This is a genomic window from Kitasatospora sp. NPDC058190 (genome assembly GCF_042883685.1).
Lineage (GTDB): Bacteria > Actinomycetota > Actinomycetes > Streptomycetales > Streptomycetaceae > Kitasatospora.
This window is the reverse complement of the sequence record NZ_JBHVVI010000056.1, coordinates 1-22844: the sequence shown is the minus strand read 5'-3', so window position 1 is coordinate 22844 and position 22844 is coordinate 1. Positions and strand designations below refer to the sequence as shown.

At 70.6% G+C, this 22844-nt stretch carries 24 protein-coding genes and 2 pseudogenes; 15 read left to right on the top strand and 11 right to left on the bottom strand.

Features of this window, described 5'->3' with window-relative positions; all coding sequences use genetic code 11:
- Nucleotides 1-20: 20 nt before the first annotated feature.
- Entirely contained in the window at nucleotides 21-1037 is a 1017-nt protein-coding gene (locus ACFVWU_RS24455) for an ornithine cyclodeaminase family protein (protein WP_387624705.1), read from the top strand.
- Between the two features lie 31 nt (nucleotides 1038-1068).
- Here the strand turns inward: ACFVWU_RS24455 and ACFVWU_RS24450 are convergent.
- A pseudogene (locus ACFVWU_RS24450) lies at nucleotides 1069-1266 on the bottom strand (response regulator transcription factor); the annotation flags it as partial.
- A gap of 102 nt (nucleotides 1267-1368) precedes the next feature.
- Nucleotides 1369-1686: a hypothetical protein gene (locus ACFVWU_RS24445; RefSeq protein ID WP_387624702.1), complete on the bottom strand. Its 318-nt coding sequence runs from the start codon at nucleotides 1684-1686 to the stop codon at nucleotides 1369-1371.
- A gap of 613 nt (nucleotides 1687-2299) precedes the next feature.
- Between ACFVWU_RS24445 and ACFVWU_RS24440 the strand changes: the two are divergent.
- A pseudogene (locus ACFVWU_RS24440) lies at nucleotides 2300-2620 on the top strand (restriction endonuclease); the annotation flags it as partial.
- Between the two features lie 72 nt (nucleotides 2621-2692).
- Nucleotides 2693-2866 carry a restriction endonuclease gene (locus ACFVWU_RS24435; RefSeq protein WP_387624699.1) on the top strand — a complete coding sequence of 58 codons (174 nt, stop codon included), beginning with the start codon at nucleotides 2693-2695 and terminating at the stop codon, nucleotides 2864-2866.
- Between the two features lie 260 nt (nucleotides 2867-3126).
- Here ACFVWU_RS24435 and ACFVWU_RS24430 read toward each other — a convergent pair whose 3' ends face one another.
- The gene (locus ACFVWU_RS24430) at nucleotides 3127-3882 is read right to left on the bottom strand and encodes a glycoside hydrolase domain-containing protein (RefSeq protein WP_387624696.1); all 756 of its coding nucleotides are present in this window, start codon (nucleotides 3880-3882) and stop codon (nucleotides 3127-3129) included.
- Between the two features lie 43 nt (nucleotides 3883-3925).
- Here ACFVWU_RS24430 and ACFVWU_RS24425 point away from each other — a divergent pair, with 43 nt between their 5' ends.
- The gene (locus ACFVWU_RS24425; protein ID WP_387624694.1) at nucleotides 3926-4336 is read left to right on the top strand and encodes a hypothetical protein; all 411 of its coding nucleotides are present in this window, start codon (nucleotides 3926-3928) and stop codon (nucleotides 4334-4336) included.
- Nucleotides 4337-4707: 371 nt separating this feature from the next.
- Here ACFVWU_RS24425 and ACFVWU_RS24420 read toward each other — a convergent pair whose 3' ends face one another.
- Complete coding sequence (locus ACFVWU_RS24420) at nucleotides 4708-5010, bottom strand: hypothetical protein (RefSeq protein WP_387624691.1); 303 nt, start codon at nucleotides 5008-5010, stop codon at nucleotides 4708-4710.
- A 247-nt stretch (nucleotides 5011-5257) separates the two neighbouring features.
- Between ACFVWU_RS24420 and ACFVWU_RS24415 the strand changes: the two genes are divergently transcribed.
- The 4 genes from ACFVWU_RS24415 (at nucleotide 5258) to ACFVWU_RS24400 (ending at nucleotide 7876) form a co-directional block, all read left to right on the top strand.
- Complete coding sequence (locus tag ACFVWU_RS24415; protein ID WP_387624688.1) at nucleotides 5258-5635, top strand: hypothetical protein; 378 nt, start codon at nucleotides 5258-5260, stop codon at nucleotides 5633-5635.
- A 173-nt stretch (nucleotides 5636-5808) separates the two neighbouring features.
- Entirely contained in the window at nucleotides 5809-6273 is a 465-nt protein-coding gene (locus ACFVWU_RS24410; protein ID WP_387624685.1) for an SsgA family sporulation/cell division regulator, read from the top strand.
- Between the two features lie 26 nt (nucleotides 6274-6299).
- On the top strand, nucleotides 6300-7508 hold the full coding sequence (locus tag ACFVWU_RS24405) for an aromatic acid exporter family protein (RefSeq protein WP_387624683.1): 1209 nt from the start codon (nucleotides 6300-6302) through the stop codon (nucleotides 7506-7508).
- 170 nt (nucleotides 7509-7678) lie between these two features.
- A complete protein-coding gene (locus tag ACFVWU_RS24400) occupies nucleotides 7679-7876 on the top strand; it encodes a hypothetical protein (protein ID WP_387624680.1) in 198 nt (65 codons plus the stop codon).
- Between the two features lie 282 nt (nucleotides 7877-8158).
- Here the strand turns inward: ACFVWU_RS24400 and ACFVWU_RS24395 are convergent, their stop codons facing one another.
- Nucleotides 8159-9058 (bottom strand): aminoglycoside phosphotransferase family protein, encoded by a 900-nt coding sequence (locus ACFVWU_RS24395; RefSeq protein WP_387624678.1) that lies wholly within the window; start codon nucleotides 9056-9058, stop codon nucleotides 8159-8161.
- A gap of 362 nt (nucleotides 9059-9420) precedes the next feature.
- Here ACFVWU_RS24395 and ACFVWU_RS24390 point away from each other — a divergent pair, with 362 nt between their 5' ends.
- The 3 genes from ACFVWU_RS24390 to ACFVWU_RS24380 all read left to right on the top strand — a co-directional run bounded on the left by ACFVWU_RS24390 (nucleotide 9421) and on the right by ACFVWU_RS24380 (nucleotide 11263).
- Nucleotides 9421-10161 (top strand): hypothetical protein, encoded by a 741-nt coding sequence (locus ACFVWU_RS24390; protein ID WP_387624675.1) that lies wholly within the window; start codon nucleotides 9421-9423, stop codon nucleotides 10159-10161.
- A gap of 370 nt (nucleotides 10162-10531) precedes the next feature.
- On the top strand, nucleotides 10532-10675 hold the full coding sequence (locus ACFVWU_RS24385) for a hypothetical protein (RefSeq protein ID WP_387624672.1): 144 nt from the start codon (nucleotides 10532-10534) through the stop codon (nucleotides 10673-10675).
- Nucleotides 10676-10837: 162 nt separating this feature from the next.
- Nucleotides 10838-11263: a hypothetical protein gene (locus ACFVWU_RS24380; RefSeq protein WP_387624669.1), complete on the top strand. Its 426-nt coding sequence runs from the start codon at nucleotides 10838-10840 to the stop codon at nucleotides 11261-11263.
- 827 nt (nucleotides 11264-12090) lie between these two features.
- Here ACFVWU_RS24380 and ACFVWU_RS24375 read toward each other — a convergent pair.
- Nucleotides 12091-12702 carry an SMI1/KNR4 family protein gene (locus ACFVWU_RS24375; RefSeq protein WP_387624666.1) on the bottom strand — a complete coding sequence of 204 codons (612 nt, stop codon included), beginning with the start codon at nucleotides 12700-12702 and terminating at the stop codon, nucleotides 12091-12093.
- Between the two features lie 127 nt (nucleotides 12703-12829).
- On the opposite strand from ACFVWU_RS24375, the gene ACFVWU_RS24370 reads away from it, so the two are divergent.
- Nucleotides 12830-13198, top strand: a complete 369-nt coding sequence (locus tag ACFVWU_RS24370) for a hypothetical protein (protein ID WP_387624663.1) — start codon at nucleotides 12830-12832, stop codon at nucleotides 13196-13198.
- 842 nt (nucleotides 13199-14040) lie between these two features.
- Here the strand turns inward: ACFVWU_RS24370 and ACFVWU_RS24365 are convergent.
- Nucleotides 14041-14550 (bottom strand): hypothetical protein, encoded by a 510-nt coding sequence (locus ACFVWU_RS24365; protein WP_387624660.1) that lies wholly within the window; start codon nucleotides 14548-14550, stop codon nucleotides 14041-14043.
- A gap of 252 nt (nucleotides 14551-14802) precedes the next feature.
- On the opposite strand from ACFVWU_RS24365, the gene ACFVWU_RS24360 reads away from it, so the two are divergent.
- A complete protein-coding gene (locus ACFVWU_RS24360) occupies nucleotides 14803-15978 on the top strand; it encodes a S1 family peptidase (RefSeq protein ID WP_387624658.1) in 1176 nt (391 codons plus the stop codon).
- Nucleotides 15979-15997: 19 nt separating this feature from the next.
- On the opposite strand, the gene ACFVWU_RS24355 is transcribed toward ACFVWU_RS24360, so the two are convergent.
- Both ACFVWU_RS24355 and ACFVWU_RS24350 read right to left on the bottom strand, forming a co-directional pair.
- Nucleotides 15998-16198, bottom strand: a complete 201-nt coding sequence (locus ACFVWU_RS24355; protein ID WP_387624656.1) for a hypothetical protein — start codon at nucleotides 16196-16198, stop codon at nucleotides 15998-16000.
- A gap of 63 nt (nucleotides 16199-16261) precedes the next feature.
- Nucleotides 16262-17119 carry an SDR family NAD(P)-dependent oxidoreductase gene (locus ACFVWU_RS24350; RefSeq protein ID WP_387624653.1) on the bottom strand — a complete coding sequence of 286 codons (858 nt, stop codon included), beginning with the start codon at nucleotides 17117-17119 and terminating at the stop codon, nucleotides 16262-16264.
- A 248-nt stretch (nucleotides 17120-17367) separates the two neighbouring features.
- On the opposite strand from ACFVWU_RS24350, the gene ACFVWU_RS24345 reads away from it, so the two are divergent.
- A complete protein-coding gene (locus ACFVWU_RS24345; protein WP_387624651.1) occupies nucleotides 17368-19050 on the top strand; it encodes a SpoIIE family protein phosphatase in 1683 nt (560 codons plus the stop codon).
- Nucleotides 19051-19253: 203 nt separating this feature from the next.
- Here the strand turns inward: ACFVWU_RS24345 and ACFVWU_RS24340 are convergent, their stop codons facing one another.
- Nucleotides 19254-20456: a trans-sulfuration enzyme family protein gene (locus ACFVWU_RS24340; protein WP_387624649.1), complete on the bottom strand. Its 1203-nt coding sequence runs from the start codon at nucleotides 20454-20456 to the stop codon at nucleotides 19254-19256.
- A gap of 111 nt (nucleotides 20457-20567) precedes the next feature.
- Nucleotides 20568-20939, bottom strand: coding sequence for a hypothetical protein (locus tag ACFVWU_RS24335; protein ID WP_387624646.1), 372 nt, complete (start codon nucleotides 20937-20939; stop codon nucleotides 20568-20570).
- Nucleotides 20940-21239: 300 nt separating this feature from the next.
- Between ACFVWU_RS24335 and ACFVWU_RS24330 the strand changes: the two genes are divergently transcribed.
- Nucleotides 21240-22793 (top strand): LCP family protein, encoded by a 1554-nt coding sequence (locus tag ACFVWU_RS24330; RefSeq protein ID WP_387624643.1) that lies wholly within the window; start codon nucleotides 21240-21242, stop codon nucleotides 22791-22793.
- Nucleotides 22794-22844: the final 51 nt, after the last annotated feature.

The following is a 22844-nucleotide window of genomic DNA, read 5'->3' as shown; positions in this document are numbered from 1 at the left end:
TCCGCGAAGGAAGTGCTCCGGTGTCCGTGCTGTTGCTGAATGACGACGACGTCCGTACTCGCCTCGATGCTCCCACGGCCGTCCGCGCCGTGCGGGACGCCCTCGTGGCCGCGCATGGAGGCGTTGTCGATGCGCCGCCGCGGGTCCACGCCGACCTCGGGAGCGGACAGCTGGTGTTCACAGCGGGACAACTGCGCGCGGAGAAGCTGTTCGGCTTCCGTTCCTACGACACCGTGGTCGGGGCGGAACAACTGGTGGCCGTGTGGGACTCCGAGGACGGCCGGCTCCGGGTCGTCGTGCACGGTGACGAGTTGGGTGCTCGGCGGACCGGTGCCATCGGCGCCGTGGCGGTGGACGCGGCGGCGAATCCCGGGCCGATCCGGCTCGGACTGGTGGGGGCGGGGGCACAGGCGTGGACTCAGCTGTGGGCGATCTGTGCGGTGCGGCCGGTGACGGCCGCCACGGTAGTGGCCCGCCGGCCAGAGCGCGCGACAGCGTTCGCCCGGCGCGCTGCCGACGAGTTGGGGGTGAAGGTGCGAGCGGTGGATGCGGTGGAGGAGGCGGTGCGTGATCACGACGTCGTGGTCCTCGCGACGAACAGCACGGTGCCAGTCCTGGATGCCGACTGGATCGCGCCGGGGACGCATGTGACGACGCTCGGGCCCAAGACGCTCTCGCGCCACGAAGTGCCCGCTGCTATGGCAGACCGGGCTCGACTTCTCCTCACGGACTCGCTTGCCCAGGCGGCCAACTACACCGAACCTCACGTCTTCCCCGCCGACCGCATGGTGGACCTCGGTGCCGTTCTGGCGGGAGCCGTGCCTGGACGGAGCAGCGCTGACGAGATCACCGTCTTCTGCTCCGTCGGGCTCGCCGGTACCGAGGTCGCCGTCGCTGCCGCACTGTGGGAGGAGTTGCGTTCAACGCAAGGCGTTCAACGCGATTGGCCGCGCGGCCCCGTCGCTGAGCGCCGGGGCCGCACCCGGTCGCACGGTGTACTGAACTCGGTCACCGGGCTGGGGCGTTGCGGGGCGTGAGCGCAGGCTTCCGGACCCGGGCCGTGGCCGGTCAGCGGACCAGGCCGTGGAGGCGCGCGTAGACGACGGCGTGGACGCGGTCTCGCAGGTTCAGTTTGGAGAGGATCCGCGAGACGCGGGTCTTGACCGTCTCGTCGCCCATGCCGAGGCGGGCGGCGATCTCGGCGTTGCTGTGGCCCTGCGCGAGGAGCAGCAGGACCTCGTGTTCACGCGCGGTGAGCGATGACACACCATCAGATGGCGTCGTCACTTCTTTCGCCCGGTTGGCGGCCTCAGGGCCACGCGCAGGGTGCGGTGCTCCCGGCGCGTGTACGCCGGGCAGCCAATCCCGCTACAGGTTGATCGTCCCCTTGAGGTCGACCATCATGTGGTCAGCGAGAATGCGGAGCACGAGATCGTTGCCCTGCCCCTTCTTGAGACCACGGTCCTCGTAGTCGTAGAGCATGAACGTCGCGGTGAACTCGCCCCGCCGACACTCGGCCTGGGTCAGGCTGATGGGGGCCTTGCCGTGGAACATATGGGCGTCGGCTCTGCCGGTCTCCTCCGGGCAGGTCCCCGTCCAAGTGACCGTGATGTCCTTGGGCGAATGAGTCCCTCCGGCAGACACACGGGTGAGCGTCCATCCGGACGCATCGGACTGCACAGCCATCTCCGTCTCCTATCAGCTCAGGCCATCAGCCGGGGCCGGTCAGACGCAGGCCCTGCTTGATGGCGCTTCTTGAACAACCCCACCTCCGGCTGGTCCGCCCGGTAGCCCGCCGGCACCAGGGCCGGGGCGTGCGGTCAAGGGCGAGTGGGCCCAGCTCATCGCGAAGTGATGCCGACGGCGGCCTCGGAGGCGCGGTGCGGCCCGAACGCTTCACAACTGGACGGCCCAGCCCCCACGTTCGATGCCGGATCAAGTGGGGAACGTGAGCACCCCTGGGGACTTCCCGGGATACTCGTCATGCTCGCGGCAGGCCACGGCATGCTGTACCAGCATGTTCCCGGGGTGGTCCGTCTGCAACCGGTGGTCGGCGCGGCTGGTCCAGGCATGAATGTCCGCATCGGACGGGGCGTTGTCCCGCGTTCGATCCGTGAGCACTTCGCCCCGTTGCCGAGACGGCCAGCGTCCGAGCGGTGATACCGGCATCCTTCCTGACCTCGAGCAGACGCCGGCCGAGGGCAGGCTTGAGCTGTTTGACGCTCGAAGACGACGAAGTCGAGGACACCGCGGCAACCGGAGCGATCAGGCGACCACTCCCGGCAGCCGCTCGTTCCCCGGACGAGTAGCCGCCGACGTGATCGGCCACCACCCGGGCCTCGGCCGGATCGTGCTGCAGGCCAAGCACACCAAGGTCGGCGGCAAGGTCGGTTCCCAGGTGATGTACCAGGTCAAGGGCACTGCCGGACCCGTGCACGGCGCCGACGTCGCGGTCGTCGTCACCAACGGCTCCTTCACCCGCAACGCCAGGACCTGGGGCGACCTGCACCAGGTGTACTGGGTCGACCGCGACCGGCTCCGTCTGTGGGCCGAGCACGGCGTTGCCCTGCACGAGCTGCTGCGTCTACCCGTCCGCAATACCGCGCGCCGACTCGGCTGATCGGCGGCATGAACCCGTTCAGAAACACCATTCGACACGAGGGGAGAGGAGCCGGCACCCCTGACATACGGGATGCAACACCTGGACGCGATGGACGCGACCGAGTTCGAGCGAGCGTGCGCCGACCTCCTGGTCCTGGACGGCTTCACGCAGATCCAGCACTCCGGCCGCTCCGGTGACCTCGGCGCGGACGTCATCGCCCGGGACCGCCTCGGTCGAAAGGTGGTCGTGCACTGCAAGCACTAAGGCAGACCGGTCGAAGCCCACCCCCGGGACTTCGCCGGCCCTGCCGGCCGCCACGCTTCATGAACGCGAGCCGCGTATCGCGACCCTGCCCTTGCAAACGCCGACCCCTCTGCGCTCTTCCCGAGCCGATCGACCACCCTGAGCACATCGCCCGCCTCGACATACGCCGAACCGACCGACTCGGCGGGCTCCTCCACGAGTACCAACCTGCGGCCTGAACAGGGCGGATGACGTTTTCGACAAGGGCAGGGCCGGGAAGATCAGCCGATCACCGCGACCGGGCCGTTCCAGGCGTCGTGGTCGACGGTGAGGGACACTCCTCCGTAGCTCTCCTGCTGGTCGACCGCGTACTGGTGGCCCCGCCAGGGGCCGCTCCACTGGCCGGCCGGATACGGGAAGCCGCTGCTGGTGTCGGCCGTGCCGTCGTACAGGGCGTACCACAGTGCGTCCGGCAGGCCGGTCGCACCGGACGATGCCGCTTGGCTCATGGCCAGGGCGCTGGACTTGCTGAAGCCGTAGAAGCCCGCCCAGTAGCCGTGGGCGTGCAGGGCCGCGTCCCAGGCCTGGACGTACGTCAGCACCGCGCCGCTGCACGCGAGGTCGGCGGCGTCGTAGGCCTCCATGTCGAGGTAGATGGCACTGCCCGTGCCCATGCCGAGGCCGGCGGCGTGGGCGACCGCGTCAGCGCCGTCGGAGGAGCCGAGGGAGGCGGCGTTGGCGGCGGTGATCCGCTCCGGGTTGCCGGAGGTCTGGCAGGGCGGCTGCGCGCCCACGTAGAGCGGGATCAGCTGCCACCCGGCGGCGTGCACGGTGTGCACCCACGAGGACGTCAGATTCGGCTGCGAGCAACCCCGGTTCTGGCCGCCGATGTAGACCGCGGCCGCGCCGTAGGGCGACTGGCCGTGCCACGCCTGCATCGCGGCCGAGGACGGCGCGGTGCAGGTGTCGAACGCCTTGCCGCTGAAGACGGCCGGTCCGCGCGCGGGCGCGGGGGCCGGCGCGGGGGCGTTGTTCACCGGGACCGCTCCCTGGCCGGCGGCGCCCGGTGCGGGAACGGACGTGCTCGAAGGCGCCGGGTGTGACGACGATGCGGACGCCGAGGCAGACGAGGACGCGGACTTGGAGGACGTGGCCGACGCGGACGCGGACGCGGACTTGGACGACGTGGCCGAGGCGGACGGCGAGGCGGAGCCACTGGGGCTCGCGACGGCGCTCGTCGGGTCCGCGGTCGGCAGGCCGGTGGTCGTGCCGGCCGCGGCGCCGTCACCGGCGGCCGAGTGCGCCGCGGCGCCGCCGCTCGTAGAGGAACTCCCGACCAGCCCGCTGGTGACGAGTGTTGTCACGCCTGCGGTCAGCAGCACGCAGGCGGCGCTCAGCGCGATGGCCCGGTTGTTGATGCGCTGTCGCGGCCGGGCGCGGCGGGTGGTGGTTCTGGAGCTGGGCTGGTCGTGCATGCAACGTCCCTGGTAGGCGGCTTGGGCAGAGAAAAGCAACTTGATGCGGATCATGGTGACAGAGCGTCCTCCGGACTCCATCACCGCCTCCTCCCCGCTGTGCCGGGTGACGCGTAGCCAGTAGAGGTTGAGCGGAGTACCGGTCGGCCTCTCGCGGCGGTGTCACTGGATGGCGTTTTTGCCGGGTGGTGTGACAGCACCCTTGGAGTGAGGTCTGGTCAGCCCGGTTACCCGTGCTCGCGGGCGCGGGAGCTGCGGCAGGCACTGCGACTGCGACTGCGACTGCGACTGCGACCGGAGCCGACACCAGGGCCTGGACCCGGGCCTCCTGGGCGGCCCTGACCGCAATCGGGTTGACGTCGGCCCGGCACGCTTGCTGCATGGCGATCAGCCGGTGACCAGCACGATCGGCGCCGTCGGCCTCAGTGCCGATACGGCGGCCTCCACCCGGTGGCTCAACGGTGACCAGGCCGTTCCCAGCAGTCCGGGACGGCGACCGGAATCCTCGGGCCGATGAGCGCGCTCCCGACGTGCGGCATCCTCTGTTTGCCGGGCAGGAACTCGGCGACCCACGCGGGCCGCGAGCGGGCCGGCCACCAGCATCCCGCTCGCCATCGCGCAGCCGAACACGACCGGCAGGTGCACAGCCACAGGCATGCCCTTCGAGGAGAGCAGCACGAAGGCGGCCACGGCGGGTGACCCTACTCGGTGACGCCCAACAGCAGCCTCCCCTTGGGGCGACCACGCGTCGGGCAGAGGTATGAAGGGTGCCCTGCCCGTTATTCCCGGCCCTGCCGTCCCGAGGGCATGGCATGCCCCACAGTGAAGATGTACAAGTTTCAACATGTTTCCGGTACCGTCGTTCTTACCCCACCGCAGCGGGGCACCGCCCGAAGCCATCACCCCATGGCTCCGGGCCGATCAAGGAGGCAAGATCATGAACAAGTCCGTCGGACACCGGGCCGCCACCGCGGCCGCCGCGCTCGCCGCGACGCTCGGTGGGCTGCTGCTCGCTGGCGGCACCGCCTCGGCCGCACCGGTTCAGGCCATCCGCCACGACACCACCGTCTCCGTCTCCCCGGCGGCCTTCCAGGTCCGCGACCACGAGGGCGACCGCTTCGACCGCTACGGCAGCGGGCACACGAGCCGCTGGGACGGCCACCGCTTCTGGGAGCGCCAGGGCGGCTACTGGTACAGCAACGACAACGGCCACCGGTACCGCTACGACGGCCACCGGTTCTACCGGTGGGACAGCGGCTGGCAGATCATCCGGGTCATCAACGTGTACGGGTTCAACCCGCACGTCTTCCGCTGACCTGCGACGGCTCGGGGCGGGGGCGCGCGCCTGCCGGTGCCGGAACACCGCGCGGCCCCCAGCCGCCCTCTCGCGCCGCCGCCCACCACCGGGGTGCTCGCACCCGCCATTCAGGGGGCACTACCCACACAGGGAGTCATGCCGTGAACGGCTGCGCAGATCAAATGCTCGACATGGAAGTCCTGCTTCCCTCGGGAGAACCGGTCACACTGCCGACCCTCCTGTCCTTCCGCTCCTACGACCCGCTCGCCGTGCGCACCGTCTTCCACACCGACACGGACGGCCAGGTCTCCTGGGTCTTCGCCCGCGACCTGTTGGCACAGGGCCTGCGCAGACCGAGCGGGCAAGGGGACGTACAGGTCTGGCCGGGAGCGGTCGGCCATGAGGAAGTACTGAACCTCGCCCTCTCCTCGCCGGAAGGGACCGCCTGGCTCCGGGCCCCACTCCACGTGGTGGCCGAGTGGCTGGAGCGCACCTACCGACTGGTACCGGCCGGCCGGGAAGCCGGCGGATACGACCTGGACGCCGAACTGTCGCGCCTGCTGCCGGGCACCCGCCTGAGGCCCCGGACCTGGCCTCGGCCGCTTCCGTCCAGTGGCCCGGCCGACCCCGGCGGGTCACACCGCTGCGGCAAGTGAGCAGTAGACGGAGCAGGAGCACAGAGATGAGAGCCCCGGCCTTCGTGTCGCCTCCGGCCGCCATCGTCCGGTGGCGGGAAGCAGCAAGCCACGCCCTGCGGCTGCCGCGCACGCCCTGGTTGTCGCTCCCGGAATGGTCGACCACCGCCCTCACCCGCAGTGTCAAGGGACTCGTCGCGGCCCTCCTCGCCTGGCAGGCCGCCTCGTGGTGGCTCCCCGGGCAACAGCAGTACCTCGCCGTAGCCACCGCCCTGGCCATGGTCAACGCCCCGACCATCTACCGATCGGTGACGCAGGCCCTGCGCAGCGTGGCCGCCCGGGCCGCAGGGCTGTCACTGGCCGTGACCGTCGTATGGCTGCTCGGCCCGGCCGCGGGAACCGTCGCCGTGATCCCGGCCATCGCACTGGTTGCGGGAGGCCGCCGGGGCTCCGACAGCCGCCTGCAGATCGCCTCGACGGCGGCACTCGCCCTGGCGGCGGCGACGGCCGTCCCCGTGGGCCATGTCGTCACCCTGACCCTGGCCACCTTCACCGGCGCGGCCGCCGGCATCGCGGTCAACGCCCTCATCCTTCCGCCCACACACCTCGGCGCCTCCGACACCTCGGTGCGCGAACTCGCCGTGGCCATGGGAGAACTGCTCGGCGACATGGGCCGCGGGCTGCGTGAGCGGCAGCACACCGACCGCGCCCACCTGTGGCTGGAGCGGGGCAGGCGCCTCGACGACCTGGCACTCCAGGCAGAGGAGGACGTACGCCAGAGCCAGGAGAGCCTGCGCTGGAACACGCGGTGCATCGTCCACGGACATCGGAAGCCGACGGACCACAGCCAGGCGCTGCGCGCCCTGCACCGGGTCTCCTTCCAGGTCCGGGGCATCGCACGGACACTGGCCGACAGCGCCGACGACCAGCCCACCGGTCACGGCCTGAACCGGCTCTTCCTCGACCGGTACGCGGCGACCCTGGAAACGGCGGAACGGGCGATGGAGTCGTTCGTCGCCCCCGGGCATGCCGCAGGCCCCGATCTCGACAGCCTCTGCAGGCCGCTGCGCCGCGCGATCGACGACGCCACGACCTGGCACAGGACGATGACCGACGAGATCAGGCACGGCACGCTGGCCGAACCGGGCGCCTGGCACGTCTACGGATCGCTGATCACCGACATCGAACGCCTGCTCGCCGACCTGGAGCGCGCGAACCGACCCGCCCCGACCACGCGTGGGCCCCGTTCGTCGTGAAGCGCCCGGTTCCCAAGCCGGTTTGCCGGCCGTCCGACCCGCCGAGTCCGTGGCGATGGCTTCACTCCATCGCTTGACGCTCGAATCCGCGGACCGATCGACGGAGACTTCCCTCTCCTCCGGCCTGCGCCGAACGCAGCCAGGCATCCGATCACCCCGAAGGAAGAAACATGACCGTCCACTACGCCGGCGACACCCGCCCCGCCCAGGCCCAGCAGATCCTCGTCCTCTCCCCCGACCACGGCCCCTACCTCCAGAGCGACGACATCCGCCCGGAGCGGTTCGACGACGCGACCCGGCACATCCCCGACCTGCAGGAGCTGCGCGAGGTCGGCCGCGCCGCCATTCCCTCCCAGCCCGAGGCGTGATCCCCAGCCCCACCGACTCAAGGGCGACGCCCTCCAGCTCGGCTCCGACGAACCCGGCCTGCCCGGACCGTTCGACACCTGGGCCCACGAAGACCATCAGGACCAAGAGGAGCCCTGGACCGACCTCTGGTGCCGAGCCCCGCGCGGGCCGACGCGCGACCCTGGAGGCGTGGCCCGCATCTGAGACAGGGCGAACTGCGGCGTCCGGCTCCCCCAGACAAGCTCAACGCGACAGGACACGAGTGCCGGCCCAGGGCCAGAGCCGGTTGATCCATGCCGACGTCAAAGGCCCTTCAGGACACGATCAAGTGCCGACCGGCCTACGGGCCCCCAGTTCGGCTTGCCGCCGGGCAGACCGCGGTCCCCGTTCTGGCCCATCAGCATCAGGAACAGGCTCTTCATCGCGGCCAGCCCGCGCGCCCGTCGTACCGCCGCGTCGTCCGCCTGCGCGTAACTGTCGAAGAACCGTGAGGCACCGCCCGCGGGGAGCAGCAGCCAGGCGGCCATGAGGTCCCATGCCGGGTCGCCGGCGAAGACTGCGCCGAAGTCGACGACGCCCGCCAGTGTCCCGTCCGCGACGACGACGTTCGCGGGATGCAGGTCGCCGTGCACCCACACGCGCGGGCCCTCCCACTCGGGAGCCGCCGCCGCGTCGTCCCACACGGCCCGGATGTCGTCCTCGGGGAAGCCGCCGAGGTCCACGGCCTGCAGGAAGCTCTCGAAGCCGTCCGTGCACTCCCTGGGGTGAGCGCCGAAGTCCGAGGCGGCCGGCGCGTCGGCCGGCGCCTCCGCATGCAGCGCCTTGAGGAAGGCCGCCAGCGTGTCGGCCGCGTGGTCGCCGCAGGTGATCGAGCCGTGGTCCAGCGGCGTGCCTTCAACCCAGGTCATGACGGTCCAGACCTTGGGGAAGCGCTCGGACGGTGCCCCGCTTCGCACCGGGGTCGGGATCGGAAGCGGCAGGCGCGGGGCCAGCACCGGCAGCCAGCGGCGCTCCTTGAGCTGCAGATCGGGGAGTTTGTCCATCCGCTGCATCCGGACGGCCAACTTGTCCCCGAGGCGCCACATCTGGTTGCCCCAGCCGCCCTCCACCTCGCGGATGGGCAGCTCGGCCAGGTCCGGATGCTGTTCCCGCAACAGGTCGCGGACCAGATCCTCGCTGATCTCAATCTCGGATTCGATCACGCGAAGTTACAGTACTTGAGGTAAGCGGAGCCAACCTTGCCCTTGGGAAGATCCAGGGTTCGATCTCCCGAGTTCTCGCTGGACCGATCAAACCGACCCGGCCGAGGACGTTCCCGTCGAACTGCAACTGCTGACCTGCCGAGATCATCCCGTGGCGGCTTTTGGGCTCACCTTGGAAGCGCCCTCGCCACCAACCGGCTGACTCACGCGTGTTGAGCTCCATCACAGAAGCCAGGAGATGGGACACTGTCGGCCCCTCTTCGCGCGCATGATATTGGGTCGGCAAACAACTTCCCGGACCCGGATCGGCGCCACGAGGGGGAAGGTCCGACCCGGGCGCCACCCTGCTGCCGGAGGAAAACATGATCACCGCCAAAGACGTTTCCCTCGCTCTCGTGGAACTGAACAGGCTGGCAACCGACGAATACGGCCTTTCGCTTCACGATCTACTCGAGGCCCCAGAACACGGCCGTGAACTGGGACTAGAAGACCGACTCTGGCGGATCGGCCGAATTCTAGGGGTACTGGTTAAGGAACCTTTCTCGCATCCTCCGAGGGTGATTACCGATCCTCAGGAATCACTCACTGGAGCAAGGCGCGCTTGGGATCTACGCGAAAAAGCCTTCGATAACATCGAAAATCGCCAGAGACCGGAATACAAGGTCCTGGTGGAACTGATCAAGGATCCACAGCGAAGGATTGACCTCGGCCTTGGCCCGTACCCGGAGCAGGCGCTCGACCCAGAAGAAGTGTGCGCCGAAGTACGGTGGGCCGCCCGTTCAATGGCCAACGAGAGGGGGTTCTTCCGGCCAATGGCACTCTCAGTGGGGACTCATCTGTGTAGTGATGACGCCGCTCGATCCAAGGTCGGTGATTCGATCAGACTGGTCAAAGCCGGATACCTGCCGCACGCTGAGACGGTGATCGGCGCCGAAATGCTGTCCGCTGTTAACGAAGCAGCGACCAACGTGCCGCTGCTGGGCCCTAATCCAACACTGACCACCGGCTTCATTCTCTTGATCGGAATCCTCGGCCTGGACGGTTTCTGCACGTGGCTCAATGAATATGTGAGGCCGCGTGACAACCCACGGGCCGAGACGTAGTGGTCTTGAGGTGGGAGTTCGAACGGCGCGCAAGCCGCCCGCCGGTCACGGAACGTCACGATTGTCCAGCGAGGTACGACGAATACAGACCAGCCGAACATCGGCTCCTACCAGTACTGGCCCCCCTGGAGCTGCTGGCGGAGCACGGGGCGCTCGGGCCGGTGTGGTGGCGCTTCGGCCGCGCCGGCCGGCACTGTCCGACCGAGGCGCTGGACAATCCGAACACCCGCGCCGCCTATGGCCAGCGCCAGCAGGCCCGCGAGGAGAAGGCCCGTCAGGCCCATCGGGAGCTGATGCAGACCCTGACCTGTGCCGATTGCGGCCAGGCCCCGAAGCAGGAGAGCACCTACGGGTACGGGCTCCACGGTCAGTGGACCCGCCGTCCCGGAGGCCGCTGCGGCTTCCCCTGCCCACGGACGAGGAGCGCAGGCAGCACCGGCGCGGCAAGCTCGACGACCCGCGGTGGGAGGTCCTGCAGCAGCACGCCCGCGACTACCCGAACCGCAAGGCGTAGGCGGGGCGGCGGGTTGTGCCAGTGCCTGTTGTGAGTGGCAGCGCGGTCAGAAGGTCTGGAGGTTGAGGCTGCGGTGAGTGCCTGGCGGGCTGCTGGCACCCGGCGATGCTACTTTGAACGCGTTCAAGAATCTTGAACGCGTTCAAAGTATCCTTGGGGTGGATGATGACCGGATCGTTGTCGTCGCGTTACGCCGAGCCTCGGCCATGGGGGCTCGCCGCGTGGGCCGGTGCCTCGTGGCTGATTTACGCGGTCGCGTACGTGACGGGTGAGGCAGGCGCCGACGAAGAAACCCTCGTCATGTGGTGTCTGGCCGGCTTCAGCACCTTGATTCCCCTGGCGGTGCCAGGGCGTTGGGGCTTTCGTGTGGCCTGCCTCGTCGTCGGCTGGCTGCAGTTCGGCATCGAGATCATGTTCTCTCTCGCGTTCCTGCTGATCCCGCTGCCGATCTTCGTGGCCGTTCTCCCGTCCGGCGTTGTCCTACTGCTTGCAGGTCGGAGGAACGGCGGCCCGATCGGCACAGTGATCGGTGTCCTGCTGAGTCTGCTCCCCCTCGCGCTCTTCCTGTTCGTCTGGGGAGGCAGGTAGCCGCCCCCCTTCCGACTCGTCTAGCGGGTGTGCAGTCTCAAAAACCTGCAGCTTTGCTGCAGCTGTGAGCTGTGAGCTGTGAGCTGCAGGTTTACAGGTTGGCTGGGGCGCCGATTCTGGGTCGGTCATGGCGTGGTCGCTGAGTGGTGGCGCATGGGTGCAGGTTGTCGAAGGTGCGTGTCCCGTCTCATTCATCGCGACATGTAGATGCCTCCTTAACCTGCGCGTTGTCAGGTCTGATTGGGACTCGGGGCGGGTGGGCCTGACGTCCTGGTGGTGTGCCTGGTCAGGAGGGGATGGGCATCCCGTCGATCACGGTCCGCCACGTGCCCCTGGCCTGCGAATTGTCATCTTTGTTGGAACGTCAGTGGTGAGGGTCTCATTGAAGACGGCATTTTCCAGGGGCACCGAGCGCGAGCTCCCGTGATCAGAACCTGCAGTGCCACCAGGCCAGTTCGGAAGCTGTCTGCGGTTCGTGATGGGTCCGCCGCAGCAACACCGCGTCCAGATCGTCGACCCGTGCTCGCAGTTCGCCTGAGGCTCGGGGTGGAAGCATGAAGACAGCCTCTTCGAGCTTGTCGCGGGCCCAGCCTTCGCCGCAACAGGGGCAGGTGAATTCGGCCTCCCATGGCTTCCAGCGTCGCTTGGTCCCGTGGACTCGGGCGGACCACACGCTCACGGCCGTGGCGACGATGCCGGGTATCAGTCGGTCGCGCTCCAAGCAGCGGATGGCTGCGTTTGTGGGTCCTGAGACACGTGGGACATCGCGGTAGCGCACCCATGGACTACTCCATGACCGTTCGCGCAATCGAAGTGATGCCGGCGTTCTATGCGGCATGGACCCTTCGGGTGCGGTTCCGGTGCTGTCTCAGGATGCGGTCGACCGGCGCTCGCAGGGCTGGTGAGGTCAGTTCCAGGTCACGGTTGTCGCGCCCAGCGAGCATGTGGTCGAGCCAGCGTTCGTACCAGGCCAAGAAGTCAGTGGCCGACGAGACGTTGGGGCCCCGGAAGCCGTCAGCGTTTCCGGCGACGACGCGGCCTGTCAGGGGACCCGTGATACCGAGAAGTACCAGGTCGGTGCACCCTGCCTCGATGATGTGCAGGAACAGGTCACCCCGGTGAGGCGGGCCACCGGCGAACGTGAACCCCCGAGGGCGGCTGGACTCGCCTTGGGGATCCATCGTGAACAGTCGGCATGACTGCAACGGCAGCAGGCCGTAGAAAGGCGATGCTCCGCCCCCGGCCAGTGTGGTCAGGAAACTGCGGTAGGGATCAGGCAGTTCGATGTGGTGGTCGGCCTCGAACTCGGCGACCTTCGCGTCCGGCAGCGGGGGTTCGAGGTGGAACCGGTGCTTCTCTTCACCGAAGGAGTGGCTTCGCAGCACGGCGTAGGGCATCTTGGCTAGTTTGCGTCGGATGCGGATGATCCGGGAGTCCATGCGAACTCTTCTCTCTGTCCTCCCGCAAACTACCTGCTCACTAGCCGGGGTGTCACCAGTGTGAACAGCTGCCCGCAAGCCAGTTGTACCCGGCGTCGCGCGCTGGGATCCTCCCCAGGTGACGAGCATGAGCACGGAACCGCGTTCCGAGGCCAGATGGGACGGCCCTTACTATCGTGTCCGAACCGATGGCTTCGAGGCTTTCTTCCTGCCGAACCCTGGTGAGGTACTCGACCAAGTCCGCAACGTCGATGCTGAGGTTCGCCTCCTAGATGGCTCACGCTGGAGTGCGACGATCTTCACAGTCGCCGAGGTCAGCCGGTTGATGAAGCGATGGGAGGAGACAGGAGAAGCCGCAGGTGGCCGGTGCTTCTGGTGCTCGGACGGGCTGATCGTTCGGGATCCCGGCATCCGGGGGATGGTGAGCGTGATCGCCGAGCTGCTCGCCTCTGAAGAGTTCGAAGGAGCCTTTCATCGTCTGGACGACTCGGCTTGAGCTTGACGCTTCATGGCTTTGCATCACCTCGAACGCCCGGATCGCCTTGAGCACCCCCGAGAGAGGTCTGAGACGGCCGCGCCCAGGGTTCTCATCAACGCAGCGGTTTCCTGGTCACGTCAGGTGGCAGCTGCCGGGGAGAGATGCCGAGACGCCGTACCGCCTCTACGGATAGCTGGGGATGGTCTCGCCAGTGCGGTGAGACGAACAAGAGGCTGGCGGAGGACGGCCCGATGGGCCCCGGGACGGAGGGCCGGTCGGGCCGACGGGCCCTGCGAGCACGGTCGGTACCCGGACGGCGCGTCGGCCTCGGCACGGTTCAACCGATGCGGCGGTTCAACCGATGCGGCGACTCAGAAGACATCGCGCTCGATGATCTCCTCGCGCTCAAAGTACTCGCGCACGGCCTTCTCCCTGCTTCTGTCCACGTCTTCTGACGTTCCGACAGGCGTGACGATAACGCACCCCGGTGAGTGGCGCCGAAACGCCCCTGGACCTGCGACCCCTCAGGCGGTGACCTGCTCGCGTCAGGCGTCGACCTGCTCGCGCAGATGGTGGCGCCGCGCCCGGCCCGGTCACACCTGCGCCGGGTACCCGCCGGTCGCCCTGGTCGTCACCGACGCCGAACCCACTGCGCCGGCGAGGCGCCAGGAGGTGGTCGCCGACTGTCGGTTCAGACCTGGGGCGGCCGGTGGTGCAGTGGTCCGCGACCACAACGAGGATGGCTGGCGGGTCTACGGACCCTGGCCACCGCCCGGGAGTACGGTCTGCTGCTCCAGGCCGACGAGCACCTGTTCTGGGACGCCCTCAGCCGGTAGGGCCCGTCGAGGACGGCCGTCGGCTCACGCCTGCCAGTGCGGCTTGCCGCTGACCATCCGGCAGTAGATCACCCGCCCGCCGGCGTCGTGGGTGCTCTTGCCCAGGTCGTCGTCGCGACAGAACTGCCCGGCCGCATAGCAGTTGCCCGCGTTGGAGCGGAGCTCGCACTGCGCACCGCCCGCCGCCGCGGTGTGCTGCGGCTCCGGGTCGGTCGGCGGCTGCGCGGTGGTCACCTTCGGCTGCGGCGTCTTGGGCGGAGCCGACTGCGGATGGGTGGGCCGGGCCGCGGGCGGTGCGACGGTCGAGGTGGGCGCCGGGTCGGGTGCGGCCTGGGTGGTGGCCGCCGGCGACACCGGAGCCGTGGACGCGGCCGAGGTCGGCGCGGCCGCGGCGCTCGGCGCTGACGAGGCCTTGGCCCCGCCGTCGGCCGCCGAAGGGTCGCAACCGGTCAGCGTCAGACCGGCGGTGAGGACGAGTCCGGCGAGTCCGGCCAGGCCGGCCGCCCGGCGACGGCCGGGTATCCGTGAAGGCATGGGAGGAGAACGCTCCGTTCCGTTTGGATGAGGCGTGCGATTCAAGCAGACCCCGAACACGCCGCGCGCACGGTTTCCCCACTCGTTGGCAGATCGAGACATTCCGACCACCGAGCGCAACCGCTCTCCGAGTCGCCCCACCTCGTTCCAAGGGGTATAGCGCCGAAGCGCGGGGCTTTCTGACATGTTCCGGCCATCGAGCGCGGATCGCTACGGTTCCGGCAACCCCCACGCCGAACGAGGAGATCCCCCATGCTCCGATTCCGCGCGCTCGCGGTCGCCGCCGCCTTCGCGACCGTCGCGCTCACCGCGGCCCCCGCCGTCAGCGCCCCCGCTGACGACCCGTCCATAGCCGCGGCCCTGGCCGCCTCCCCCACCCGGACGGCCACCGCCCCGCCCGCCCTGCTGCACGCGATGCAGCGCGACCTCGGCCTCGCCCCGCAGGCCGCCGCCGACCGACTCGCCCGCGAGAGCCGGGCCGCCGAGGTCCGGAGCGCGCTCACCCGGGTGCTCGGCGACCGCTGGGCCGGTGCCTGGGTGGACGGGCCGCAGGCCGACCTGGTGGTCGCCACCACGGACGCCTCCGCCGCCCGGGCCATCACCGCCCACGGCGGCCGGGCCACCGTCGTCCGACACACGCTCACGGCCCTGAACCAGGCCAAGGACGCGCTCGACCGGGCCTCCGCGGCCGCCACGCCCGACGCCACCCCGCTCTGGTACGTGGACGTCCGGGACAATGCCGTCGTGGTGCGGTCCGCCGACGACGCCCGCACCGGGGCCTTCCTCAGCCGGTCCGGCGTGGACCGCTCATTGGTCCGGGTCGAGCGGGCCACCGCCGCGCCCAGGCCGCTCGCCGACCTGCGCGGCGGGGACGCCTACGACATCGACAACGCCGCCCGCTGCTCGATCGGCTTCCCGGTCACCCAGGGCGGCCAGCCCGGCTTCGTCAGCGCCGGCCACTGCGGTCAGCCCGGCTCCAACGCCACGGCCTCCGACGGAAGCTCGATCGGCACCTTCCAGGGCTCGACCTTCCCCGGCAACGACTACTCCTGGGTCGCGGCCGGCCCGGACTGGACCGCCCAACCGCAGGTTGACGACTACGCGGGCGGCACCGTGACGGTGGCCGGTTCGAGCGAGCAGACCATCGGCGGCTCGGTCTGCCGCTCCGGCTCCACCACCGGCTGGCACTGCGGCACCGTCGAGGAGCAGAACGCCACCGTCAACTACCAGGAGGGCAGCGTCTACGGTCTGACCCGTACCAACGTCTGCGCCGAACCGGGCGACTCCGGGGGGTCGTTCATCTCCGGCGACCAGGCCCAGGGCGTGACCTCGGGCGGCTCCGGCGACTGCACCTCGGGCGGTGAGACCTACTTCCAGCCGGTCAACCCGATCCTCAGCACCTACGGCCTGACCCTGGCCACCGGCTGACGAAAGGGCCCACCGATCGTCAGCGCAGCCCCGCCGTCCGGCGCTCGAACACCTCGGGGCGGGCGGTCTCCAGCGCCGTGGAGACCGCGCCGAGGAGCACCGCCTCCTCCCCCAGGAGGCTCGGTGCGAGCGTCGGACGCATCGGGGCGAGCTTGTGCAGGGCCTGCTCCAGCGGCTCCAGGAGCAGGTCCGCCGCCGCCCAAGTATGACCGGTGATCATCCGGCGATCACCGTGCGGACCCCGTCCTCGTGCCGACCCGGCGTCAGGCTCCGTCCGGCGCCGTCAGACGCCGTCGGCCGCCAGCCAGCCGCCCGTCATCGCCTGCACCGCCGAGCCGTCCGCGTCCGCCAGCTTGGTCCCCACGAAGGCCCGTGCGGTCTCGGAGGTCTGCACCCGGAACGGCGGCCGCTCCGCGGTGAGCGCGGCGACGATCGGCGCGGCCGCCTCCTCGGGGGTCTGGGCGCCGCCGAAGGCCTTCAACGTCCGGTCGACGTACGCCCGCAGGGCCGGGCCGTACGGGCCGGCGGCGGCGATCAACGCGGGCACGTCGAGGTCCTGGTTGCCGATGAACTCGCTGGCCACCGCGCCCGGTTCGACGACGGTGACGGCGACGCCGACGGTGGCCGCGACGGGCGCCAGTGACTCCATGAAGCCCTCGACGGCGAACTTGGCCGCGCAGTAGGCCTCGTTGAAGGGCTGGCCGACCACGCCGCCGACGCTGGTCACGGTGACCACCCGGCCGCCGCTGGCCCGCAAGTACGGCAGCGCGGCCCGGGTCACCTCGACCACACCGAAGTAGTTGACCTCCATGGCGGCGCGCACCGGACCGAGCCCGTCCTGCTCGACGGTGCCGACGAAGCCCGCGCCCGCGTTGTTGACCACCGCGTCCAGCCGCCCGTACCGGTCGAGGACGGCCGCCAGGCAGTCGGCGACGGAGGCCGGGTCGGTGACGTCCAGCCGCTCGACCTCGACCCGCCCGGCGACGCCCGCCTCCTCCGCCGCGCGGAGCAGGTTCCCGGCCCGTCCGGTGTCGCGCATGGTGGCGACCACCCGGCACCCGGCGCGGGCGGCGGCCACGGCGGCGGCGAGCCCGATCCCGGAGGAGGTTCCGGTGATCAGGACGATCCGGGTGCTTTCCATGCGGGTCTCTCCTTCTGACTTCCGGGCGGTGCCCGGCTTCGAGGCAGCTGTGTGCGTGTGCACGCGCCCTATAAGTGTGTGCGCGTGCACGCAACCGACGCCGCCTCGCCACAACGCCGCCTCCGGGCGGTCAAGGTTTCACCCAGTTGTGGGCGCGTCGCGCGCCGACGCGTGATCATGGGCCTATGCACTTCCGGCACGGAAACCGCGCAGAGGGCCCCCGTCCGACCACACCGGACGCCCGGTCCTTGGCGGCGACCGCGGCGGCCCTCGCCGTGAGCCTCGGCGCGAGCACCGACAGTGACCATCGGGACGACGACCCGGACCTGCTGCGCGACGTGCTCGCCGCCGCCCCGGTCGGCATCGCCCTGCTCGACGAGCGACTGCGCTGGCAGTACCTCAACCCCGCCTTCACCACCGTCACCGGACTGTGCCGCGCCGACCTGCTCGGCCGCACCGCCGAGACCACCGCGTTCGCGGGCGCCACCGCCACCCTGCGCCGCGTGCTCACCGACGGGCACGACCGCGAGCAGGTCACCGGCAGCCCCCAGGGCGCCGGTGCGCCCGTCCCGCCCGGACTGCGAGTGCGCTACCGCCCGCTGCGACACGCCGGGCGCACCACTGGGGTGATCGTCCTCGTCCTGGACGACCCCGGCCCGGCCCGCGAGCAGCAGCGCGAACTCGAACAGGCGCGCGCCCGGCTCACCCTGCTCGATGCCGCCGCCGAGCAGATCGGCACCACCCTCGACATCGACACCACCTGCGCCGAACTCGCCGCCTTCGCCGTCCCCGGCCTCGCCGACCTCGCCACCGTCGACGTCCTGCCGTCCGAGGCCGAACCCGCCCGCCCCGGCGGCGGCAGCGGCCAGCGGCTGCACCGCGCCGCCGTACGGGCCGTGCCCGCACTGGCGGGCGCCCTCGCCGAGCTGGCCCGCCCCGGCGAGTCCGTCCGCCACCGCGAGGGCTCGGCCGGCGCCCGCAGCCTGGCGGGCGGAGTGTCCGTGCTCACCGAGCCCGGGCCCGAGGACGCCTGCCCGGCCGGAACCGTCTCCCTGCTCGTCCTACCGCTCGCCGCCCGGGGCCACGTCGTCGGACTGCTCACCCTCGGCCGGACCTCCGCCTCCCCGGCCTTCACCTCCGACGAGACCGCCCTGCTCGGCGACCTCGCCGCGCGCGCCGCCCTCGCCATCGAGAACGCCCGCCGCTACACCCATTCCCAGGGCATCGCCCTGGAGCTGCAGCACGCCCTGCTGAGCGAGCCCGGCAACCCCCACCAGAACCTCTCCCTCGCCTTCCGCTACCTGCCCTCCGGCAGCGCCAGCGTCGTCGGCGGCGACTGGTACGAGACGGTCCGGCTGCCCTTCGGCCGCACCCTGCTCGCCATGGGCGACGTGATGGGGCACGGCGTCGAGGCCGCCGTCGACATGAGCAACTACCGCTCGGCGCTGCGCGACCTCGCCAGCATGGACCTGCCCCCGCACCGCATCCTGCGCCAGCTCGACAACGTCATCTCCACCAACGACTCCGCCCGCCCGGCGACCTGCCTGCTGGTCCTGGCCGACCCGGGCCGCGGCCGCTGGACGCTCTCCAGCGCCGGTCACCTGCCGCCCGCCCTGGTCACCCCGGACCGCCCCACCGAACTGCTGCACGTCCCCACCGGCCCGCCGCTCGGTACCGGCTTCGGCGGCTACGAGCAGACCACCCGTCCGCTCACCGCCGGCCAGACCCTGCTCCTCTACACCGACGGTCTGGTCGAACGCCGCGGCGAGGACATCGACGCCTCGCTGGAACGCCTCGCCGCCCTCCGGCTCCCCGCCACCGGCGAACTCGACGACCTGCTCGACGCCGTCCTGCACTCCCTCGCCCCGCCCCCGGCGCCCGCCGCCGAGGACGACATCGCGCTGCTCGCGGCCCGGCCCAAGGTCCGCTGACCCACGAGCACGAGGACCCCGGCCCGGGGGTGGTCGAGCAGGACGGCCGCGATCGTCGCGCTGGGGGTGATCACCGTGCGGTCGAGGTCCCGCGGGAGGGCGCGGGCTCCGGGCGCGGGCCACGGCGCGGGTGACGCTCCCGGAGTCGAACTCCCGTCACGCCGGGTGCGGTCGCCGCACCGGCGGCCGTCGGCCGGCGCCCCTCACAGCTTCGCCAGCGCCTGCTCCACGTCCGCCCACAGGTCCTCCGGGTGTTCGATGCCCACCGAGACGCGTACCGTCCCCGCTCCGATACCCGCCGCCGCCAACTCGTCGTCCGAGAGCTGCCGGTGCGAGGTGCTGGCCGGGTGCAGCACCAGGGTGTGGACACCGCCGAGCGAGGGCGCCAGGGAGGCCAGCCGCACCGACTCGGTGAAGATACGGGCCGCCTCCCGGTCGCCGGACAGGTCGAAGGCGAGGACGCCGCCGTGGCCGGCCGGGAGGAGGCGGCGGGCGAGGTCGTGGTCGGGATGGGTGGGCAGGCCCGGGTAGTGGACGGCGGAGACCGCCGGGTGGGCGGCCAGGCGGGTGGCCAGGTCGAGGGCGGTGTCGCAGTGGCGGCGGACCCGCAGGGCGAGGGTCTGCAGGCCGCGCAGGGTCAGCCAGGCGGCGAACGGGTCGGCGCTGGCACCGAGTTCGGTCGCGAACTGCCAGACCTTCCGGTGCAGTTCGGCGTCGGCGAAGACGGCGATCCCGGCCAGGACGTCCGAGTGCCCGCCCAGGTACTTGGTGGCCGAGTGGATGACCACGTCCGCGCCGTGCTCGATCGGCCGGCACAGCAGCGGGGTCGCGAAGGTGTTGTCCACCACACTCACCACCCCCGCCCGCCTGGCGACTCCGATCAGCCCCGGCAGGTCCGTGACCCTGGTGGTCGGGTTGGAGACCGTCTCCAGGTGCAGCAGCCGGGTGTTGGGCCGCAGGGCGGCCTCGACCTCGCCCGGGTCGTCGCCCGCCACGTGGGTCACCTCGACGCCCCACCGCTGGGCGAGGTCGGCCAGCATCGCGAAGGTGCCGCCGTACAGGCTCCGCTGGGCGACCACGTGGTCCCCGGAGCGCAGCAGGGCGAGCAGCACGGTGTTGATCGCGCCCATCCCGGAGGCGGTGGCGACGGCGGCGGCGCCGCCTTCGAGGTCGGCGACGGCCGTCTCCAGCGAGCGGACGGTCGGGTTGCCGAAGCGGTTGTAGAAGAACGCCTCGCCCGGTCCGGCGAAGGCCCGCACGAGCTCGTCGCTGGTGTCGAAGGCGAACAAGTGGCTCTGGTGCAGCGGGATGCCCATCGGGCGGCTGCCGACGGACTCGGCGAGCGGCGGGTGGACGATCCGGCTCTCGGGGCGCAGTGCGTCGGGGTTCAGGTGGAAGTCGCTCATGACGCCATCCTGGGCCGCTCCGGCCCGGCCGGGACAGGGCCAATCACGGCCCAGTGGCCCGGTCCGAGCGCCGGAACGGGCGCCCGGGTCGGGCCACTTGCGCTCAGCGGGTCACCGGCGGCGGAAGATCCGCTTCACCAGGTGAACGACGCCCCAGATCAGCAGGATGATGAACAGGATGATCAAGATGATCACGACCAGCACGAACTTGCCGAGCTTGGCGAGGAATCCCGACTTCTTCTTCTCCTGCTTGGCCGCGAGGTGGGCGGCGGAGGCGGGCACGGCCGCCGCGGACCGGACGTCCTGGACGGCGCCCGCGGAAACCGGTCCCCCCACGACGGTCGCGGCGCCCGTGGCGGTGCCCGCCGCGACGGTCCGGGGTGCGGCCACCGCCGTCGCGCTCGACGCCGCGGCGCTCAGGCCCACGGCCGCCAGCAGTGCCACCAGGGCACCGGCTATCGAACGTGCGATCCGGTGTGTCATCGTGCTCCTCGTACGGTTCGGAGCAGCGGGATGAGTCACGGCCGACCAGCTCTCACGGTCTGACCAGTGATTTTCTCATCTACGCTTAGTATGCTCCTCTGAAGTTCTACAGCGGTGTAAAAGTTTAGCGACGGGCCTGCCCGGATCGGCTCCGACCCCGGGCCACGCGAATTCCACCGCTTCGACGGGGGTTCCGTGGCAACTGTGGAGGATGACGCCGTGTCGGGTCGCAGGGGTTCCCCCGAAGCCGAGAATTCACCGCACCGCCCCGGCGGACGTCGGGCCGCAGGCCGAAAAAACGTGCCGGACAAGGACATATCGGGCGACCGCCCCACCGGCCGGGCCAAGCCCAAGCCGAAACGCAGCACCAAGCAGAAGGTGCTCTGGGTCACCGCCGGCTGCACCAGCCTCCTGCTGATCGGCGGTGGCGCCCTCTACTACCGCCTGAACAGCAACATCACCACCTTCGACCGCGACGCCGTCAGCAAGGAGCGCCCGGAGGCCGCCGCCCCGGACTCCCAGGGCCGCACCCCGGTGAACGTCCTGATGATCGGCTCGGACAGCCGCGGCAACGGCAACAGTGACCTGGGCGGCGGCGGGGACGCGGGCGCCCGCTCGGACACCGCGATCCTGCTGCACGTCTACGCCGACCACAAGCACGCCGTCGGCATCTCGATCCCCCGCGACTCCCTGGTCAGCATCCCGCCGTGCAAGCTCCCGAACGGCAAGTGGACCAAGGAGCAGACCAATGTGATGTTCAACAGCGCCTTCTCGGTGGGCGATACCGATCAGGGCAACCCGGCCTGCACCCAGAACGCCGTCGAGAAGCTCACCAACCTGCGGGTCGACCACACCATCGTGGTGGACTTCAACGGCTTCGCCACCATGACCAAGGCGGTCGGCGGCGTCGACGTCTGCCTGCCGAACGACATCTACGAGGGCGACCTCAACCCCAACCTCGGCCACAAGGGCAAGCTGATCTTCGCCAAGGGCAAGCAGAAGGTCGAGGGCCAGTCCGCGCTGGACTTCGTCCGGGTCCGCCACGGCATCGGCGACGGCTCCGACATCGGCCGCACCAAGCGCCAGCAGGCCTTCCTCTCCTCGCTCATCAAGCAGGTCAAGTCGCAGGGCATGGACCCGACCACCCTGTTGCCGCTGGCCGACGCGGCGACCAAGTCGCTGACCGTCGACCCCGACCTCGGCTCGGCGGCCAAGCTGATGTCCTTCGCCATGTCGCTCAAGGACGTGAACCTGCACGACATCAAGTTCATCACCGCGCCGTGGCGCTACGAGGGCCCGCGGGTCGCCCTGGTCCACCCCGACGTCGACCAGCTCTGGGCGGCACTCAAGGCCGACCGCACCATCGACGGCCAGGACGCCAGCGCCCAGCGCCCGGACGCCCCCGACACCGCCGCCCCCAGCACCCCGGCCGCCGAGGCCACCCCGACCGCCGCCGCGAACCCCAAGAACGCCGACATCAAGGTCGCCGTGCTCAACAGCACCGGGGAGTCCGGCCTCGGCGGCAAGGCGGCCGAGACCGTCAAGGGCGCCGGCTACACCGTGACCACCGTCGGCAACGCCGCCGGAAAGGCCCGCAGCACCACCGTGGTCGAGTACGGCACCGGCGAGCGCACCGCCGCCGAGGAGGTCGCCAAGCTCTTCCCGGGCGCGACCGTCCAGCCCGGCGGCAAGGGCCTGAGCGTGGTGCTCGGCCACGACTTCGCCGCCGCCAACCCGGCCGCCGCCTCCGCGCCCGGCGCGAACCCCAGCGCCCCGGCCCCGCTGCCCAGCAGCGTCAGCGGCACCGCCCGCTCGGCGGACGACGACCCCTGCGCCAACATCTCCTACGGCTGAGCCGCGACGGCGGAAGAACGACGGCGGGGCGCCCGCGGACCTCAAGTCCGC